Origin of the sequence: Amycolatopsis thailandensis (assembly GCF_042723255.1) — a bacterium.
Classification (GTDB): domain Bacteria; phylum Actinomycetota; class Actinomycetes; order Mycobacteriales; family Pseudonocardiaceae; genus Amycolatopsis; species Amycolatopsis thailandensis.
On sequence record NZ_JBHXJK010000006.1, the window covers coordinates 21296 to 37558 of the forward strand.

Sequence of the window (16263 nt, forward strand, 5' to 3'; positions counted from 1 at the left end):
CATAGCCAGGACCGCGGCTTCCCGCCGTCCTGCGCGCGAATACTCGAACCCACCCAGGGTACTTCACCTTGCGGGGTTCGATGATGACATTGCGCAGCGTTCCAGGAAACGGCCGAAAACACCAGTCACCTGGTACGTCACCCTGGTGGCGGAACGATCTCGTCACATTTCGGGCACGTTCACCGGGCATAGTGACCGAGTGGACCAATCCCCCTTCGCCCGGCGAGTCTCCGACGATGTCTTCGGGTACGTGCAGCCCGACGGCTCCTGGTGGATCAACAACTGCGGTTTCGTCGCCGCGGGTGATCACACCGTGGTCATCGACACCTGTTCCACCGAACGGCGCACGCGTGCCCTGCTGGAGACGGCGGCGGCGACCGGTGGGGCGCCGGTGACGACCGTGGTCAACACGCATCACCACGGCGACCACACGAACGGCAACTACCTGGCGGAGGGCGCGACGATCATCGGGCACCGGAAGACGCGCGAGGTGATGGTCGCGACCGGGATCAACACCTATGAGAACGCGTTCACCGGGAGCGACTGGGGGCATCTGGAGCTGCGGCCGCCCGAAGTGGTGTTCGACGACCAGCTGACCGTGCACGCCGGCGACGTGCGGCTGGAGCTGATCCACCCCGGGCACGCCGCGCACACCACCAACGACGTGCTGGTCTGGCTGCCCCAGCGGCGGGTGCTGTTCGTCGGCGACCTGATCTTCAACGGCGGCAGCCCGTTCGCGCTGATGGGCTCGCCCGCTGGCTGGCGCAAAGCCTTGGACCTGGTCCGCGAGCTGGAGCCGGAGACGATCGTGCCGGGCCACGGACCGGTGTGCGGGCCCGAGGCGATCGACGTCGTCGACGGGTATCTGGGCTTTCTGCAAAAGCTCGCGTCACGGGGGAAGGCCGCCGGTCTTACGCCTCTGCAGGCCGCGCGCGAAGCGGATCTCGGGCCCTACGAGGGACTGTCCGAACAGGAACGCCTGCCCGCGAACCTGCACCGGGCCTACGCCGAACTGGACGGCCTGGAGTGGGGCGCGCCTATCGATCTGGGGGCCGCGATGTCGGACATGGTCACCTTCAACGGCGCGCCGATCCGCTGCTTCTCCTGACGGCTCCGCTCACCCCGCCGCTGCTCGCCTCGTGGGCTGGGCCGGCGCGATCCCGACACCACCCACGCACAGGTCGGTCCGGGTGGTCGTGAGTGGCGTTTCGGGCTATTGAGGGGCAAAGCAAAGGTGGCGGGTCGTTGTGGTCGGCGAGATCGCGAACTGTCACTCAGGGTGAGAGGTGTGTGGAAACAGGGACGTTGAATGTCCCTGTTTCCACACACCCTGGAGCTTCTCGGGCCACCTGGCCGCGGGACTGTGTGGATTTCTGAGCGTCCAACGCACCAAAATCCACACAGTCGGCGCCCGAGGTCAGGTGTCGCGCTGAGTCACTGACCCGTTCCGCGGACACGCCACCTTTGCCTTGGCCCTCAATAGAACCCGAAACGCCACACGACCCGCTTACGCGACTTGCCGAGCCCCTGACGTTGAAGGTTGCGAATGTGGCTTTCACAACCTCCCGAAAAGCCCGCGCCCCCGAACCCAGCCCCCCACCCGTCCCTGGGGGACGGCCCCGCACCCAGCGTACCGGCACCCCCCGGCGGGCAAGGGTGGTCGAGCCGAGTTGTCCACAGGCAGAGCAGGTTGTGGACAACTCGGGGTTGATCCCTTCTCGCCCCGGCGCCGTATCCCTCAACGGGGATAGGCTCGGCACGGGAATCGAAGCGGAAGGGTGCGGATGAGCAAGAAGGCGAGCATCGGGGTCACCGGCCTGGCGGTCATGGGCCGCAACCTGGCCAGGAACCTGGCGAGGCACGGACACACGGTGGCCCTGCACAACCGCTCCGAGCAGCGGACGAAGGAACTGGTCGAGCAGTTCGGCGACGAAGGCGACTTCATCCCGGCGTATTCGGCGCAGGCGTTCGTCGACGCGCTGGAGCGGCCGCGTCAGGTCGTGATCATGGTCAAGGCCGGCGCGCCCACGGACGCCGTGATCGACGAGTTCGTCCCGCTCCTCGAGAAGGGCGACGTGATCGTCGACGCGGGCAACGCGCACTTCGCGGACACCCGGCGCCGCGAGGCCGCGCTGCGCGAGAAGGGCATCCACTTCGTCGGCACCGGTGTGTCCGGCGGTGAGGAGGGCGCGCTGCACGGGCCGAGCATCATGCCGGGCGGCTCCAAGGAGTCGTACCAGTCGCTCGGGCCGCTGTTCGAGGACATCTCGGCGAAGGTCGACGGCGAACCGTGCTGCACGCACGTGGGCGCGGACGGCGCCGGGCATTTCGTGAAGATGGTGCACAACGGCATCGAGTACGCCGACATGCAGCTGATCGCCGAGTCGTTCGACCTGCTGCGCGGCGCGGGCGGCTACTCCCCCGCCGAGATCGCCCAGGTCTTCCAGACGTGGAACTCCGGACGGCTGGACTCGTACCTGATCGAGATCACCTCGCAGGTGCTGGCCCACACCGACGCCGCTTCCGGCAAACCGTTCGTCGACGTCGTGGCCGACCAGGCGGAGCAGAAGGGCACCGGCCGCTGGACCGTCCAAATCGGACTGGACCTGGGCGTGCCGATCAGCGGGATCGCCGAAGCCGTCTTCGCGCGCTCACTGTCCGGTTCGTCGAACCTGCGCGAGGCCTCCCGCGGTCTCGGCGGTCCTTCGCGCGCTCCGCTGACAGGGTCCGCTTTGGACACCTTCGCGGACGATGTGGAGCAGGCGCTGTACGCGTCGAAGGTGGTGGCGTATGCCCAGGGCTTCAACCAGATCCAGGCCGGCGGCGCCGAATACGGCTGGGACATCGACCTGGGCAAGGTCGCGTCCATCTGGCGCGGCGGCTGCATCATCCGCGCGAAGTTCCTGAACGACATCACCGCCGCGTACGCCGACGAGCCCGCGCTGCCGACGCTCCTGACCTCCGGCGGCTTCCGCAAGGCCGTCGAGGACGCCCAGGACTCCTGGCGTTCGGTGATCTCCACGGCGGTGCGGCTCGGCATCCCGACCCCGGGCTTCTCGACCGCGCTGGCCTACTACGACGGCCTACGCGCGGAGCGGCTCCCCGCCGCGCTGGTGCAGGGGCAGCGGGACTACTTCGGTGCCCACACGTACCGCCGGGTCGATCGGGAAGGTTCGTTCCACACCGCTTGGGCCGCCGACGGCCGTCCCGAGTCCTCCGCCTGACAGAGGCTGAAGGGGACTTTCCCCACATAAGACGCCACGAAGGGGCCCTTCACCGCATGGCATGCGGTGAAGGGCCCCTTCGTCAACTTGCGATCCGGACGTTCGGCCGAGTCCGAGCCGCGGCGGCGGCGTGCGCGGCTCGCAACTCCGCGACCACCTTGTCCGGCTCGGTCCGCAGCCTGGACGGCAAGGTCTGGAGCACCAGGACGCCGGCTGCCGTGTACCGCCCGTTCCTCGCCAATGTCCGGTCGAACCCGCCCACTGCCCTGAGATGGAACGACAGCGAGTCGACTTCCCAGGCCAGCCCGACATCGTCGAACCACGCGTCGGGCTTGGCGACATATGCGCCCGCCTCGTCGTACAGCTTCTTGTTCCACATCGGTTCCGGGAGTCCGGATCGTGCCCAAACCCGCCGGGCATCGATCTCGGCGATCGACTCTTGCCCGGAAGCCAGCTCCGTGAGCACCAGCCGGGGCACCGCGCTGCCGCGCTGACTGCCCTGGGCCAGTTCGTGGGACAACCGCTCGAACGAACTGTACCTGCGCTGAATCACTTCGCTCATCAGAGCGCGCACAGGCCTGACTTCAGTCTGTCTGCGACAGACGTCGAGAGTCGCACGGGTGATTTCGGCCAGCGGCCGCCCACCTCGGTGGACCGTTCGGGGCAGGCGTTGTGTGCGCTCGACGATCACGAAGCCGTAGTTGTGGAGCTTCCGTTCGTGTGGCACGAGCAGATGGATCTCTTCGCCGGTTTCAGGCACATTACGCAGGCCGTGGATCCGGCAAGCCTCGCCACCGGTGATCAAAGCGGACTCGCCGCCGTACAGCATCGCCGCGGCGATCTGTTGCTCGCGGGTGGGTGGTCCGTTGAAGAGGAGGACGATGCCCGGCAAGAGCCTCGTCCAAGGTCCGCTGGGCCCGCATCTTCGATATGTCGTAGTCGAAGAGACGCCCATTTCTTGAAGGCGCATCGCACGGATGACGCCGTGGTCGCTGTTCTCCAGCAGGAGTTCGGGGTCGTCGCCCCACGATCTTTTTTTCATTCCTCGATCGTGGGGCCGGCCACGATGTCTGCCCAGACCCGATTCCCCAACCTGTGGACAACCGGGGTGTTGTGGATAAGTGCGAAGGGCCCTTTCCCCGCGTCTTACGAGACGAAAGCGTCCTTCACCGCGTCGCATGCGGTGAAGGACGCCTTCAGCCCTCGCGTGCCGCGACGATCTCCGCCAACGCCCGCAGGATCGCGGCCTCGGTCGCTTCCTTCGTGAGCCCGAGCCCGGTCAGCAGGCCGTCGCCGAGTTCGAACAGGGCCAGCAGGATGTGCTCGGTTCCGATGTAGTTGTGCCCGAGCCGCAGAGACTCCCGCATGGTGAGCTCAAGCGCCTTCTTGGCCTGTGCCCCGAAAGCCATCTTCGCCGCCTCCGCCGGTTCGTCGGCGGGATCCGGTAGCGCCGCCTCCGCGGCCTCCCGGACGGCTTCGAGGGTCACCTTCTGCGCCAAGATCGCCCCGGCGGCGAGAGCGGCGGGTTCGGCGAGCAGGCCGAGGACCAGGTGTACGGGCTCGATCTGCGGACTCTTCGCCGTGACAGCCGCGTCCCGCGAAGCGACGACGACGTGCCGCGCGCGGTCGGTGTAGCGGCTGAACACCTTCACCAGGTCTTCGAGTGAAGAGCCGCTCGATTCGACGAAGCGCTTCTGGGCGGCCTGTTTGGACACCCCCATGTTCTTGCCGATCTCGGTCCAGGAGGCGCCGGAGCGCCGCGCCTGGTCGACGAAGTGGCCGATCAGGTGGTCGGCCACTTCGCCGAGGTGCTCGCCGAGGAAGACCGCGTCGGACAGCTGGCCGAGCACGTCCCCGTCGGGATGCTGCTGCTTGATGTGGGAGATGAGGTCGTCGAGCCGGACTGGATTCGTCATGCCGTCAACTCTAGGTTGACGCACCTGTAATCGTCAACCTTGGGTTGACGCGAAGGTCGCCTTGAGATCGAAGCCGTTGGCCTCCAGCGTCTCGAACCGCGGCGCCGGATCCGCGGCGAACAGCCGCCGCGCGGCGATGTGGTCCGGCGGCCGGTTCACCGACTCGACCCCGGCCAGCACGCCGTCCCGGAACGACAGCACCGAGAACTTCCCGCCTTCCCGGTCCCCGGTCACGACGGTCTTCTCCGCCCCGGTCAGGATCCCGGCGATCTGGAGTTTCGCGCCGAGCTGGTCGGTCCAGAACCACGGCAGGCTTTCGTAGGGCGCGGGTTCGCCGGTGATGACGGCGGCCGCCGCCCGCGCCTGGTCGACGGCGTTCTGCACCGACTCCAGCCGTGTCGCCGTCCCCGCCTGGACGCACGGGAAGTTCGCGCAGTCCCCGACCGCCGAGATCTTCGGGTCGCTCGTGCGCAGGTGTTCGTCGACGACGACACCGTTCGCCACGGCGAGCCCGGCCTCTTCGGCGAGCAGCGTCCGCGGCTCCACCCCGACCCCGACCAGCACCAAGTCGGCGGGCAGCAGACTGCCGTCGCTCAGTTCCACCTCGGTCACCCGGCCCTCGCCGCGCAGCGCGGAGACGCCCTTGCCGAGCAGGATCGTGTGCCCGGCTCCCTCGTGCAGAGCCGCGAAGTACGCGGAGACCTCCGGAGTCGCGACGCGCGCCATCAGCCTGTCCTGCGCCTCGACGATCGTCACGGGCCGTCCGGCGTGCGCGGCGAACTCCAGCCCGATGAACCCGCCTCCGACCACGACCACGTTCTCCGCGCTTTCCAGAGCGGCGCGCAAGACGTCGGCTTCGTCCTTGGTGCGCAAGGTGAACACACCGTCCAAAGTGGATCCGGGCACCGGCAGCACCCTGTTGACCGCGCCCGTCGCCAGGACGAGATGGTCGTACTCGTGGGCGCTCCCGTCTTCGAGCACAACCTTCGCGCCGTCGCGATCCACCGACGCGACGCGGCCCGGGATCAGCTCGATGCTCTTCTCCGCGAAGAAGTCCTCGGGCCGCAAGCGCAACTGAGCGTCACCCGCCGTCCCGGCGAGATAGCCCTTCGACAGCGGAGGACGTTGATACGGCAGCCCGGGTTCGTCGCCGATGAGCACCACCCGCCCGTCGAACCCCTTGTCCCGCAGCGAGGTCGCCACTCCGAACCCGCTCTGCCCGGCCCCTACGACGAGGACGGTCTCCATCGGCGCTCCTTCCGTTGTGCCCGCTGTCCATTCAACACAGCTCCGGCCGTTTCGACACGTGATCCGCACACGGAGGAAGCGCTACGGTCATGCGCGACGAGTCCACTGGTGTTCCCGCACGTGAGGAGGGTTGCATGAGCCGGCCCGAGATCCACCCGGTCGATGCCCGCCCGCCACTGCCGAAGCTGACCCTGCTCGGCCTCCAGCACATGACGATCATGTACGCGGGTTCGGTGGCCGTCCCGCTCGTCGTGGGCAGCGCGCTGAAGCTCGACGCGGCGACGATCGCGTTGCTGGTCAACGCGGATCTGCTGGTCGCGGGGATCGCGACCCTCATTCAGGCGATCGGGATCGGACGGCTTTTCGGCATCCGGCTGCCGGTGGTGGCCGGCGCGACGTTCACCGTGGTCAACCCGATGATCATGATCGCGTCCCAGTACGGCATGCAGGCCGTCTACGGCGCGATGATCGCGTCGGGGGTGTTCGGCCTGCTCATCGCGAAGCCGTTCGCGAAGATGATCCGGTTCTTCCCGCCGCTGGTCTCGGGCACGCTGCTCGTCGTCATCGGCATCTCGCTCATCGGGCCCGGCGTCGGCCTGATCGCCGGCCACGACACCACGTCGCCGGACTACGCGAGGCCCGCCAACATCGGGCTCGCGTTCGGCGTGATCGCGGTGATCATCCTGTTCACGCGGGTGCTGCGCGGGTTCGCGAACCAGATCGGCCCGCTGCTGGCGCTGGTGATCGGCCTGGCCGCCGCCGTCCCGATGGGCCTGGTGAGCTTCGACGGCGTCGCCGATGCCGCCTGGTTCGGCCTCGCGTCGCCGTTCCACTTCGGCCCGCCGACCTTCCCGATCGCGGCCGTGCTCTCGATGTGCGTCGTGATGCTGGTGACCTACACCGAATCCACCGCGGACCTGGTCGCGGTCGGCGAGATCACCGGACGCCCGGCGACCGATTCCGACCTCGCGCGCGGCCTCGCCACCGACGGTCTCTCGGCCATCCTCGGCGGCGCGATGAACTCTTTCCCGGACACGGCTTTCGCGCAGAACGTCGGTCTCGTGCAGATGACCGGGGTACGCAGCCGCTGGGTGGTCGCGATGGCGGGCGGCCTGCTCGTGCTGATGGGCCTGGTGCCGAAGGTCGGCGCCTTCGTCGCGGCCGTGCCGGAGCCGGTGATCGGCGCCGTCGCGGTGGTCATGTTCGCGATGGTCGCCGCGGTCGGCGTGCAGAACCTCAAGAAGGTGGAGTTCTCCGGCAACCACAACACCTTCATCGTCGCGGTGTCGTTCGGCGTCGGTCTGCTGCCGGCGTTCTCCACGAACCAGTTCGGGAACTCGATCTTCTTCCAGCATTTCCCGGCGTGGTTGCAGACCATCTGCGGCAGCCCGATCACGGTCGCCGCGATCGTCGCCTTCACCCTCAACCTGCTGTTCAACCACCTCGGCAAACGCCAGGAGCCGGACCTACTGCGGGCGCCCTAGCACCAGAGCCATTTCGGCCACAGGTTGCACTCTTCGGTCGGCGTCGTGGAGGGCGGCGGCGGGGTCTGGTGGGGCGGCTGAGGAGGGACCGTCGATCCTGTCGGCTTCGGCGGGTCGGCGGGCTCGCGCGACGAGGTCGGAGTCGTCGGGGTGTCCGGGGTGTCGGACGTCGACGCGGCCGAACTCGACGTGCGACGGCTCGACGACGTCGTCTTGCTGGACTGCGTCGGAGTCCCGCCTTCGCCGGTTTCGACCGTCTCGGTGGACGGGACCGCCGACGTCGCACCGGCTCCCCTGTTCTCCGAGGGACGCTTCGGCATCTCGATGACGCTGATCTGATTCGGCTGCGCGTTCTGCTCGGGGTCCGAATCGAATCCGACGAGAACACCGGCCGCACCGCAGGCGACGACCACGGCGATCACCACCGCGATAACTCTCCAGCGTGACTTTGCCCGTGACTCCTCGTGGTCGTCCCAGCCCTCGCGAATGAGCAGGTCGGCGACCGAAACGTCGTCGTCATCCACCAGCTGGGACCTTTCACACCGGGAACGAGCGAACAGTAGTTTTACCGCAACTCACCGCCGAATGGGTGAAGTTAACCAAAAATTATTCACTCGATGGAACACGTTAGCGCATGTCGGTCACACAGCGTGTATTCATATGCTTTCGCGCATATCAGCGGTGGCCCGCCTTCGGTTCGCGTATACAGCGCCCTTCGCGGGTGGTGTAATCGACGGTGCCAGCACCGGTAGAGGGGGTACGGACGGATCATGGAGGCTGACGCCCTCGCCGTGCCGGGAGCCGGAAATTCCGGTCGTCCGACAGGCAAACCGCTCGGAAACGAGCCGGTCGGCGATCTCGGCCTCGCGGGCGACCATGCCGCCATCTGGTCGTACGACTTCGAGACCGAGCGGCTGTCCTGGCTGCCCGGACTGGAGAACCTGCTGGGTGGAGCCGCCCTCCCCGAAGCCGACATCGAGTCCCGGCTCGCCGATCTGGTGGCGCCGCTGACCTCCGGCACCCGCACTTCCCCGCCCTGGCGCGAGTTCGAACTCGAGCAGTCGTTCCGGAACCCCGCGGGCGAGATCCGCTGGGTCCGGCTGCGCGCCCGCACCATCGGTGACGACAACGGCTCGTCGGGTCTGCTCGGGATCGCCACCGACGTGACCGACGTCCGCGAGAACCGGCAAGCCCTCGAAGATCTCACTGACCGTTACCGGCTTCTGGTCGAGCTGAGCCCCGACGCGGTCTGCGTCCACGAAGCCGGCGTCGTGACGTACGTGAACCGGGCGGCCGTCGCCGCGCTCGGAGCGTCCTCGACCGCCGAACTGATCGGGCGGCCGATCATGGACTTCGTCGCCGACGAATCGCTCCCGGCCCTGCTGGACAGAATCGCGTCGCTGCACCGCCTCGGCGCGTCGACCGATCCCGCCGACACCGTCATGCTCCGCCTCGACGGCACGAAATACCTGGTCCAGAGCATCTCGGTGCGGACGACCTGGGAGGGCAGGCCCGCGTTCCAGGTCATCATGCGCGACATCAGCGCGCAGAAGGCCGCCGAAGCGACACTGCGCTACCAGGCCGCGTTGATCAGCCACGTCAGCGACGCGATCATCGCGACCAACGGCACGGGCATGGTGACCAGCTGGAACCCCGCCGCGGAGAACGTCTACGGCTGGACAACGGGCGAGGCGATCGGCGGCACGGTGAGCGACCTCGTCGGCGCCGCGCTCGACCCGGAAACCGTGCTGCGCCGGGGCGGTGTCCTGCGGACGACCCACCGTCATCGCAACGGCTCGACCTTGGCCATCCGCATCTCGGCGGCGGAGATGAACAACGGTTTCGTGCTGGTCTGCGCCGACGAAACCGCCCGGCGGCGGGCCGAACAGCACTACAGCACGGTGGTCGCGTCCCTCGACGAAGGCGTGGTCGTGGTCGGCCCCGGCGGCCTCATCGAATCGGCCAACCCGGCGGCGTGCCGGATCATCGGTATCGAGCACGACGACCTCATCGGCGTCCCGTGCGTGACGCTGGAACTGTACGACGAGCAGGGCCGCATTCCGCCCGCTCGCATCCCGTCGGTGGTGACCAGGCGGACCAGGGTCACCCAGACCGGGCTCGTGCTGCGGTTGCGGCGGCCCGATGGCAGCGACGTCTGGATCTCGCTGACCTCCCGGCTGCTGACCCCGGAAGACCCGTCGGCGATGGCGGTGGTCACCTCGTTCACCGACATCACCGAACGCCGCGCCATCGGCGAACGGCTCGCCCACGAGGCGACGCACGACCCACTCACCGAACTCGCGAACCGGACACTGGTCCTGGACAGCCTGGCCGAGGCGCTGTCCGGCGCCGGCCGCGCCGAACTGACCACCTTGCTGTTCATCGATCTCGACAAATTCAAGGTGATCAACGATTCCCTCGGGCATTCCGTCGGCGACAAGGTGCTCCGCATCGCGGGTGAACGGCTGCGCCGGGGAATCGGCGAAAGCGATCTCGTCGGCAGGCTCGGGGGCGACGAGTTCGTCGTCGTCACCGCGGAGATCACCGAACCGGACGAGATCAAGGCGCTGGCCGAGCATCTGCGCGAGGCGCTGACCGAACCGATCACGGTCAACGGCAGGCAGCTGCACATCGACGCCAGCATCGGCATCGTCACCGCGGCCAACGACGACACCCGGACCGCCGAAGATCTGCTGCGGGACGCGGATGTCGCCATGTACCAAGCGAAAACGCTCGGCCGGGCGCGCTACGAGTTCTTCGACGTCGAGCTGCGCGAGCGGATGCAGCGGCGGCTCCGCATGGAGCAGGACCTGCGCGACGCCTTGCAGAACGAGGAGCTCTGGACCGCGTACCAGCCCGTCGTGGACATCGAGTCCGGCGAGATGGTCGCCGTGGAGGCGTTGCTGCGCTGGAAACATCCGGCGCACGGCACGATCTCACCCGCCGAGTTCATCCCGCTGGCGGAGGAAAGCGACCTGATCAACCTGATCGGCAAGTACGTCCTCCGCACGACCACACGCGAGATCGCCCGTCGTCGCGAACAACTCGGCATCGACCTGAACCTCAAGGTCAATCTGTCGGCCCGGCAGCTGGACGACCCGCAGCTGGTGGCGGGAGTGCAGGACGCGCTGAAGACGACCGGGCTCCCGCCGCACGCGCTGACCCTGGAGGTCACCGAGAGCGCGCTGATGCGCGACCAGGCCGCGGCCGCCGAAGTCCTGACGTCGTTGCGCGATCTCGGTGTCACGCTGGCGATCGACGACTTCGGCACCGGCTACTCGTCGCTCGCGCAGCTGCAACGGCTCCCGCTGGACACGCTCAAGATCGACCGCACCTTCGTCACCGGCATCGCGGAATCGCGCGACGCGGCCGCGATCGTCAAGAGCATCATCGCGATGGCGCACGCCGTCGACCTGATCGTCGTCGCCGAAGGCGTCGAAGACGAAGAGCAGCTCGCGGTCCTGCGTGAGCTGCGCTGTGACCAGGCGCAGGGCTTCCACTTGGGCCGCCCCGCGCCCCCGGACGAACTTTTCGGAGCCGTTGAATGAGTGTCGAGATCACATCCGGAGAAGACCGCTACGACATCGCCGTGGACGGGAAACCCGCCGGGCTGCTGGAAACCCGCACCCGCCCGGACGCGATCCTGTTCCTGCACACCGAGATCTCGGACGACTTCGCCGGCCAGGGCCTGGCGGGCAAGCTCGTGAAAGCCGCTCTCGACGACGTCCGGTCGCAGGGCAGGTCCGTCCTGCCCTACTGCCCGTACGTGCGCTCGTACATCGCGAAGCACCGCGAATACGAGGACCTCGTCCCCGAGGACAAGCGCGCCGAGTTCGAACTCTGAGCTCTCAGCCCGGGTAGATCTTCAGCAGTTTCGCGAGTTCGTCCTCGGTCAGGACGACGTCCAGTTCGCGCAGTGTCGCGTCGAGCCGCTCGGGCGGGACCGGGGTGGTCTCCTTGGTCCCGTCCGGGCGTTCGACGATGAACTCGGTGCCGACCAGCTTGCGGCTGAGCCCTTCCTCCAGGCGCATGATCACCAGCTGGCCGGTGAACGGCGAACGCGGATGCGTCGACGTGTAGTGGTGGTAGACCTCGTAGTCGATCCGGTGCATCGGCGTGAGCCTGAAGGCGTGCAGGTCGGTCCACTCCTCGCCTTCCTGTTTCTGCAGGCGCCACCAGTCGCCGTCGGCGACGAGCCGGTGCGGCCAGCCCGCCTGGTCCACCACGGCGCCGTCGACCAGCGGCATCGGCACCAGCATCCCGGCGCCGAACCCGATGTCGACCAGATGCTGGACGCCGTCGGCTTCGACGGCGAGCGTCATATGCGTGTACGGGCCGTTCTTCTGCGGCTGCACCCGCGCGACCAGGCGGCGCACGGGGTAGCCGAGCTGCTCGGCGGCCGCGGCGAACAGGCTTCCGTGCTCGTAGCAGTAGCCGCCGCGATGCCGCCGGACCAGCTTGCCGATCACGTCTTCGAGCGCGATTCCCTTGTGCTGTTCCAAAACGACGTCGACGTTCTCGAACGGAACAGCCAGGATGTGCGCCTTCGCCAGCTCTCGCAGCGCGGCGGCGGAAGGCTGGGCGCGGTCCTGGCCGATCCGGCCGAGGTACGCGTCGAGATCGAGGGTGTCGACGGTCCATTCGTCGACCTGCTCAGGTGCGAGTGTCATGGCACCAGCCTGACACCTCCACCTAGATCGAGGTCAAGATCAGCGGGTCTGCCGGACGGGCACGGGGGAAGACGCGGGGCCGAACGCGGCATGCGTCCAGGCGCCGAGGGCGAACACCGCCGCCAGAACGACCAGGGCGGCCAGCACCCGCGTCGTCCGGGAGAACGGCCGGGCGGCGCGGCGCATCTCGCCGTGGAGGTCACCGGTCACCGCCGGACCGGCGACGACCTCCTCCGCGGTCTGTTCAGTGGACGCCATCGAGACTCCTATTCGTGACGCAGGGCGTCGATCGGCCGCAGCTTCGCGGCCCGGTTCGCTGGGAAGACCCCGAAGAACAGCCCGATCAGGGCGGAAACCGCGAAGGCGAGGAAGATCGAGGACGGCACCACGACCGGCTGGATCCCGGAGATCGTGAACCGGCTGCCGATCAGCCCGATCGCGACGCCGAGCAGCCCGCCGAACAGGCTGAGCATGGTCGCTTCGGCGAGGAACTGGCCGAGGATGGCCGAACGCGGTGCTCCGACGGCCTTGCGGATGCCGATCTCGCGGATCCGTTCGGTCACCGTCACCAGCATGATGTTCGTGACGCCGATCCCGCCGACCAGCAGCGAGATCGCCGCGACGGCGGCGAGCAGCACGGTGAACGTCTCGGTGGCCGACGTGCGGGTCGCGAGCAGTTGTTCGGAGTTCTGGATCTGGTAGTCGGCGGTGCCGCCGGCGCGGATCCCGTGCCGCGCGTCGAGGATCGCGGTGATTTCGGCCTGGGCGAGGGAAACCGAGTCCGCGCCCGCCGCCTGTACGGCGATCTGGCTGAGGCTTCCGTAGCCCGCCAACGAGTTCTGCACCGCCGAGATCGGCGCGATCGCGACGTCGTCGGCGTTCTGCGGCCCGGTGCTCCCCTGGGCCTTCAGCACTCCGGCGACGGTGAACTGGATCCCGTCGAGCAGCACGTTCCCGCCGACCGGCTCGGCCGTGCCGAAGATCGACTGGGCCGCCGTAGCGCCGAGGACGACGACCTTCCGCCCGGCGGTGACGTCCTCGGCGGTGAACAGCGCGCCGTCGGCGACCTCCTTGTTGGTCGTGGTGAAGTACGCGGGTTCGGTGCCCACGACGCTCGAAATGTCGTACGACGTCTGGCCTCGGGTCGCGGTGGCCGTCGTCGTGACCACCGGCGACGCCGCCTTGACGTCCGGCGCGCCGACCGGGTCGACGAGCGCGTGGGCGTCCTGCACCGTCAGCGGGCGCGCCGTCGCGCCCTGGCCGCCGCGTACCGGCGAGACGTTGACGACGTTGGTGCCGAGCCCTTGGATGCTCGCCGCGATGGCGGCGGACGCGCCGTTCCCCACCGCCACGAGCAGGATGACCGCCGCGACGCCGATGGTGATGCCGAGCGTGGTGAGCGCCGACCGCAGCTTGTTCGCGGTGAGACCGCGGATCGCGAACCGCAGGATCTCCAGGAAGTTCACGACGTCACCCCCACGGCCCGGGTCGGCTCGTCGGACACGATCAGCCCGTCGTCGACGCGGACCACCCGGCGGGCGTGCGCGGCGACCTCGTCCTCGTGCGTGATCACCACGATGGTGCGGCCGAGCCGGTTCAGCCGGTCGAAGACGCCAAGGACGTCCGCGGTGCTGCGGCTGTCGAGGTTGCCCGTGGGCTCGTCGGCCAGCAGCATCGCCGGCCCGGTGACGAGCGCCCGCGCCACGGCCACCCGCTGGATCTGACCGCCGGACAGCTCGCTCGGCAGATGCTTGGCACGGTCGGTCAGGCCGACCATCTCCAGCGCGGCGAGCGCGCGTTCGCGCCGTACCGACCTCTTCAGTCCACTGTAGACGAGAGGAAGCTCCACATTGGACACGGCGGAGGTTCGGGGAACCAGGTTGAAGGACTGGAAGACGAAGCCGATCTTGCGGTTGCGCAGCAACGCCAACTGGCGTTCGTTGAGCTCGCCGACGCCGAAACCGTCGAGCAGATACTCGCCCGAGGTCGGCACGTCCAGGCAGCCCAGCATGTTCAGCAACGTCGACTTGCCCGAACCGGACGCGCCCATGATCGCGACGTACTCCCCGGGCAGGACGGTGAGGTCGACGCCACGCAAGGCGTGGACGGCGGTTTCCCCTTCCCCGTAGGTCTTGCGCAGCCCGGAGACCGCGATCACCGGGTTCATCCCCGACCGCCTCCGGCGCCGGTACCGGTGCCGCGCTGGCCACCACCGGGGAAGCCGCCCGTGCCACCCGTCCTGCCGGTGCCTCCGGTGTTCCCGGTGCCGGTGGCGGCCGTCGCGGTCAGCACGACGCTCTCCCCTTCGGTGAGCCCCGAAGTGATCTGCACCGTCGACTCGCCGCGGATCCCGACCTGCACCTGGCGCTGGGTTTCCTGGCCGTTCTCCCGCACGGTGACGACGTTCCTGCTGCCCGTGGTCCGCACAGCCGCGGCGGGGACGCTCAACGCGTTCTGCGCCTCCGCGACGGTGACCACGACACTCGCGGATTGCCCGGGCCGAAGCCCTTCCGGCGGATCGGTCAGCGTCAGCTTCGTCTTGTAGGAGACGACGCTGCCGCTGGTCGTCGGCGTCAGATCGACGCTGGAAACGGTCGCCTTGACCGGCTTGTCCGGCGACGAGTTCAGCGTCACCGTCGCCTTCTGGCCGGCCTTGACCTTGCTGACGTCGATCTCCGCGATCGAAGTGTCGACGACCAGGTCGGTCATGTTCGTGATGGTGATGAACCCGCTGCCACCACTGGACGAAGACGACGTCGCGGCGCTGGAGTTCCCTTGCTGGTTCCCGCCAGTCGTGGACGACTGGGAGCTCGCGGAGGACTGCTGTCCGACGGTGCCGTTGATCGCGGTGACCGTTCCCGCGCCGGGCGCGCCGAGCGTGGTGTTGCCGAGCGCGGTCTGCGCGTTCTGGACGTCGAGCTCGGCCTGGTCCACTTTGGCCTGCGCCGAGGCGACGCTGTTCTGACTGCTCTGGGCGCCTTGGGTGTTCTGTCCGGTGGCGGGCGTGTCCTCCGCTGTCTCGGCGGTGTCGAGGTTGTCCCGGGCGACCACGAGGTTCGCCTTCGCGACCTGAAGCTCCTTCGTCGCCTGAGCGCTGTCGATGGTCGCGAGCTTCTGGCCCACCGACACGACATCGCCGACCTTCACGTCGATCGACGCGACCTTGCCCGCCGAGGCGAAGTTCGCGGTGCCGGTGTACCCGCTGGCGAGCGTCCCGGCGGCGGAGACGGTCTCGGTGACCGTGGCCCGGCGGACCGGCGTACTGCGGGTCTGGGCCTGCGCGGTGTTCTGTTCGGGACCGAATGCCTGATATATCCCGAAACCTGCTCCGGCCAGGAGCACGATCAGGACACCGTTGAGCACCCAGGCCCTGGAGGGGCGAGCTCGCGTCATGCGGCGACACTGCTGCCGTTGCTTGGCAATGACCTGTTGATTGCCTGTGAGCCCGCTGTGTATCCCCGGGCGAACTACGCGAAACGGTGATTCGATCCTCTCCGGCCGCGCCTTGCTCCCCGAATCACGTAGTGCCGCCCTCGCCTGCCGCCATGGCACTCCTGCTGGCGGGGCTCAATATGGCCGGGCCACTCCTCGGCTCTGCACAGGCTCGAGCCGGGACGACCGGCGGCAAACCCACCGAGACCAAAGTCGTTGTCCCGTTCTGCAAGGAGCACAGCGGGAGCCGCCGTCAGCTTCGCCGCGCTCCATCTCAGCGCCAACAGCC

Annotated in this window: 14 protein-coding genes; 5 read left to right on the forward strand and 9 right to left on the reverse strand. The window is 68.2% G+C overall.

The genetic code is table 11. From position 1 onward, the window contains the following. Positions 1-199: 199 nt before the first annotated feature. Together ACFWMR_RS03690 and gndA are read left to right on the forward strand one after the other, a co-directional pair. A complete protein-coding gene (locus tag ACFWMR_RS03690) occupies positions 200-1108 on the forward strand; it encodes an MBL fold metallo-hydrolase (RefSeq protein WP_378376712.1) in 909 nt (302 codons plus the stop codon). Between the two features lie 676 nt (positions 1109-1784). Further along, complete coding sequence (gene gndA / locus ACFWMR_RS03695) at positions 1785-3224, forward strand: NADP-dependent phosphogluconate dehydrogenase (protein WP_378276512.1); 1440 nt, start codon at positions 1785-1787, stop codon at positions 3222-3224. An 82-nt stretch (positions 3225-3306) separates the two neighbouring features. On the opposite strand, the gene ACFWMR_RS03700 is transcribed toward gndA, so the two are convergent. The 3 genes from ACFWMR_RS03700 to ACFWMR_RS03710 form a co-directional block, all read right to left on the reverse strand. Continuing rightward, positions 3307-4116: a hypothetical protein gene (locus ACFWMR_RS03700; RefSeq protein WP_378376714.1), complete on the reverse strand. Its 810-nt coding sequence runs from the start codon at positions 4114-4116 to the stop codon at positions 3307-3309. Between the two features lie 304 nt (positions 4117-4420). Further along, positions 4421-5140 carry a Clp protease N-terminal domain-containing protein gene (locus tag ACFWMR_RS03705; RefSeq protein WP_378376716.1) on the reverse strand — a complete coding sequence of 240 codons (720 nt, stop codon included), beginning with the start codon at positions 5138-5140 and terminating at the stop codon, positions 4421-4423. Between the two features lie 33 nt (positions 5141-5173). After that, on the reverse strand, positions 5174-6388 hold the full coding sequence (locus ACFWMR_RS03710) for an NAD(P)/FAD-dependent oxidoreductase (protein WP_378376718.1): 1215 nt from the start codon (positions 6386-6388) through the stop codon (positions 5174-5176). 134 nt (positions 6389-6522) lie between these two features. Here ACFWMR_RS03710 and ACFWMR_RS03715 point away from each other — a divergent pair, with 134 nt between their 5' ends. Then, entirely contained in the window at positions 6523-7872 is a 1350-nt protein-coding gene (locus ACFWMR_RS03715; protein ID WP_378376719.1) for a nucleobase:cation symporter-2 family protein, read from the forward strand. Here ACFWMR_RS03715 and ACFWMR_RS03720 read toward each other — a convergent pair. Beyond that, the gene (locus tag ACFWMR_RS03720) at positions 7869-8396 is read right to left on the reverse strand and encodes a serine/threonine protein kinase (RefSeq protein ID WP_378376721.1); all 528 of its coding nucleotides are present in this window, start codon (positions 8394-8396) and stop codon (positions 7869-7871) included. The genes ACFWMR_RS03715 and ACFWMR_RS03720 overlap by 4 nt on opposite strands. A gap of 246 nt (positions 8397-8642) precedes the next feature. On the opposite strand from ACFWMR_RS03720, the gene ACFWMR_RS03725 reads away from it, so the two are divergent. Continuing rightward, positions 8643-11420 (forward strand): sensor domain-containing protein, encoded by a 2778-nt coding sequence (locus tag ACFWMR_RS03725; RefSeq protein WP_378376723.1) that lies wholly within the window; start codon positions 8643-8645, stop codon positions 11418-11420. Beyond that, a complete protein-coding gene (locus tag ACFWMR_RS03730; protein WP_093936863.1) occupies positions 11417-11716 on the forward strand; it encodes a GNAT family N-acetyltransferase in 300 nt (99 codons plus the stop codon). The genes ACFWMR_RS03725 and ACFWMR_RS03730 overlap by 4 nt, the downstream gene beginning before the upstream one ends. A gap of 4 nt (positions 11717-11720) precedes the next feature. Here ACFWMR_RS03730 and ACFWMR_RS03735 read toward each other — a convergent pair whose 3' ends face one another. Genes ACFWMR_RS03735 through ACFWMR_RS03755 form a run of 5 tightly spaced genes read right to left on the reverse strand, consistent with a single transcriptional unit; the run spans position 11721 to position 15935 of the window. Then, positions 11721-12542 (reverse strand): arylamine N-acetyltransferase family protein, encoded by an 822-nt coding sequence (locus ACFWMR_RS03735; protein WP_378376725.1) that lies wholly within the window; start codon positions 12540-12542, stop codon positions 11721-11723. Positions 12543-12581: 39 nt separating this feature from the next. Beyond that, positions 12582-12800: a hypothetical protein gene (locus ACFWMR_RS03740; RefSeq protein WP_378376727.1), complete on the reverse strand. Its 219-nt coding sequence runs from the start codon at positions 12798-12800 to the stop codon at positions 12582-12584. 8 nt (positions 12801-12808) lie between these two features. Then, the gene (locus ACFWMR_RS03745) at positions 12809-14008 is read right to left on the reverse strand and encodes an ABC transporter permease (RefSeq protein ID WP_378376729.1); all 1200 of its coding nucleotides are present in this window, start codon (positions 14006-14008) and stop codon (positions 12809-12811) included. Continuing rightward, entirely contained in the window at positions 14005-14709 is a 705-nt protein-coding gene (locus tag ACFWMR_RS03750; protein ID WP_378376731.1) for an ABC transporter ATP-binding protein, read from the reverse strand. Before ACFWMR_RS03750 ends, ACFWMR_RS03745 begins: the two co-directional genes overlap by 4 nt. Continuing rightward, positions 14706-15935, reverse strand: coding sequence for an efflux RND transporter periplasmic adaptor subunit (locus ACFWMR_RS03755; RefSeq protein ID WP_378376733.1), 1230 nt, complete (start codon positions 15933-15935; stop codon positions 14706-14708). Before ACFWMR_RS03755 ends, ACFWMR_RS03750 begins: the two co-directional genes overlap by 4 nt. Positions 15936-16263 lie beyond the last annotated feature (328 nt).